The sequence below is a fragment of the Mesorhizobium sp. M7A.T.Ca.US.000.02.2.1 genome (genome assembly GCF_003996995.1).
In the GTDB taxonomy this organism is placed as follows: Bacteria; Pseudomonadota; Alphaproteobacteria; order Rhizobiales; family Rhizobiaceae; genus Mesorhizobium.
Genome location: NZ_RZTT01000017.1, coordinates 27,909 through 30,772, shown reverse-complemented (window position 1 = coordinate 30,772; position 2,864 = coordinate 27,909). Strand labels below are relative to the sequence as shown.

At 63.9% G+C, this 2,864-nt stretch carries 1 protein-coding gene; it reads left to right on the top strand.

Going from position 1 to position 2,864, the window contains the following annotated elements:
* Positions 1–144: 144 nt before the first annotated feature.
* A partial coding sequence (locus EOD15_RS03345; RefSeq protein WP_210212186.1) for a VCBS domain-containing protein occupies positions 145–2,864 on the top strand: 2,720 nt, incomplete at its 3' end.

Sequence of the window (2,864 nt, the reverse complement as noted above, 5' to 3'; positions counted from 1 at the left end):
TATATCAGGTTATATTGTCGCGGTTTACCACGTGTAAAAAATGGCGGGCAATGCATATCATTGTATATGAAATAGATTGGGGGGCAGTTGCAAAGTAGAAGTGGCCGCTGTCTCTATCCGGTAAATATCGGAGGGGTTTCAGCCATGACGAACAATATCGAGTTGGACAGCTTTTCGGCTTCCTTGAACGAGCATTCCGCGTCCAATGAACACGGCGATCAGGCATCGCCGGCAGAGATGCGGGTCGCGCAAGCGGATTCGACGCAGCAGGCCGCGCCGGCAGCGTCCGAACCGGTGCCGGTCGATGTCGGCGGCGGAGCGCCTGTCAAGCCAGAAGCGCCCGCGGAAGCAAAGGCGCCGCCGGCAGCTGCGCCGCACGAATATGTAGCCGACGCCAGCCATGTGGTGAGGCTTCCGGCCAACGCCTCCATCGACAACATCAAGGTCGACGGACAAAACCTTCTGCTCGAACAGGCCGACGGCTCGGTGATCGTGATCAAGGACGGCGCCCTGAACGTGCCGACCTTCATCATTGGCGACGTCGAGGTGCCGCGCGTCGCGCTGCTGGCGGCGCTTGAAGCCAGCCATGTCGATGTCGCCTTCGGCGCCGACGGTTCCATGTCGGCCGGTCCGGGCGGTTCGAATTCAAGCGCGGGCGGAGATTTCTCGGTTCCCCCCGGCGGCATCGGCGATGGGTTCGACCTGTCGGCGCTGCTGCCGCCGACTGCCTTGCAGTTCGGACTCCTGGAGCGGCGCGAATTGTTCCCGTCCATCGTCGACAGGCAGGTTTCAGTGACGGCCACGTCCTTGCTTGCCCCGACCGAAGCGGCCAGTGAAGCCGGTCTTGACGGCGGTGGGGCGCAATCTCCGGGCAGCGAAGCGCTGACCGACAATGAAACGTCCAGCACTGGAACGATCAGCATCGACGCGCCTGATGGAATTGGGTCGATCGTCATCAATGGCGTCACCGTCACTAGCGTCAACCAGCAAATCCCGGGGGAGTATGGCTATCTGACGATCGTCTCCTTCAATCCGAGCACCGGTGCCATCGAATACAATTACACGGTCACCGAATCGGTCATTCATACCGATCAGACAGCCGGCTATGATCCCAGCAACGATACCGTCCCGGACAATTTCAGCATCACTGTCACGGATGTTGACGGCGATTCGGCCAGCACGACCTTTGCCGTCGCCATCGTCGACGACGCGCCGACGGCGGTTGCCGATACGGACAGCGTGACGGAAGACGGCGCGACGGTCGCGGACGGCAATGTCATTACGGCCAGCGGCGGCGCGGACGCGAATGTGACGGACGGCGTTGCCGACGTTAGGGGTGCGGACGGGGCGACGGTAACGGGCGTCGAGGCAGGCACGGTTGCATCGGCCTCGGGCCATGTCGGTTCGGCCGTGGCGGGCAGCTACGGTTCGATCACGATCGATGCAGACGGCCACTACAGCTACACGCTGAACAACGGCGCCGCGGCGGTCCAGGCGCTGACCAGCGGCCAGCATCTGACGGACACGTTCACCTACACCCTGACCGATGGCGACGGCGATACCTCGACGACAACGGTCGAGATCACCATCAACGGCACCAACGACGTGCCGCAGGTCGTCGTCAACCAAGGCAACCCGGCTGGCGCGCATGACCAGGTCTATGAAGCAGGTCTGGCGGCGGGTTCGGCGGCCGGCGACGGGAGCACGGTGGCAACAGGCACCTTCACGGTGTCGGACGCCGACGGGCTCGACGATGTGCAGACCGTCACCATCGGCGGCGTCACGGTTGCCATCGGCAGCCTCAACGGTTCGGCCTTCCAGGGCGACCACGGCACGCTGCTGATTACCGGCTATAACCCGGCAACCGGCGTTGCGACCTATCAGTACACACTGACCAGCACGACCACGGACGTTCCGGCAGTCACCGAGACCGACAGCTTCTCGCTTACTGTCTCGGACGGCACCTTGTCGTCCGTCCCGGCGGCCATCGTCATCGACATCGTCGACGACGTGCCTAATGCGGTCAACGACACCAACAGCATCAGCGAAGACGCGCTCTCGCCGGTCAACGGCAATGTGCTGACCAACGACCTTCATGCCAACAACCAGCCGGGCGCCGACACGCCGACGAGCTTCGTCAGCTGGGATGGCTCGACGACGGGCGCACACGGCACCTTCGTTGCCAATCCCGACGGCACCTACACCTACACGCTCAACAATGCCGATCCGGCGGTGCAGGCGCTGGACGCCGGCCAGACGCTGACCGAGACCTTCAACTACACGATGAAGGATGCCGACGGCGACACCGATACGGCAACGCTGACCATCACCATCAACGGCACCAACGACGTGCCGCAGATCGTCGTTGACCAGGGCAACCCGGCCGGCGCGCATGACCAGGTCTATGAGGCGGGTCTGGCGGCGGGTTCGGCGGCCGGCGACGGCAGCACTGTGGCGACAGGCACCTTCACTGTGTCGGACGCCGACGGGCTCGACGACGTGCAGACCGTCACCATCGGCGGCGTCACGGTTGCCATCGGCAGCCTCAACGGTTCGGCCTTCCAGGGCGACCACGGCACGCTGCTGATCACCGGCTACAACCCGGCAACCGGTGTTGCGGCCTATCAGTACACACTGACCAGCACGACGACGGACGTTCCGGCAGTCACCGAGACCGACAGCTTCTCGCTCACCGTCTCGGACGGCACATCGTCGTCGGCCCCGGCGGCCATCGTCATCGACATCGTCGATGACGTGCCGACGGCGCATGCCAACACCAACAGCGTGTCGGAAGGCGCGCAGGCCTCGGGCAACGTGCTGACGGACGGGACGGCGGACGTTCTGGGTGCCGACGGTGCTGCACC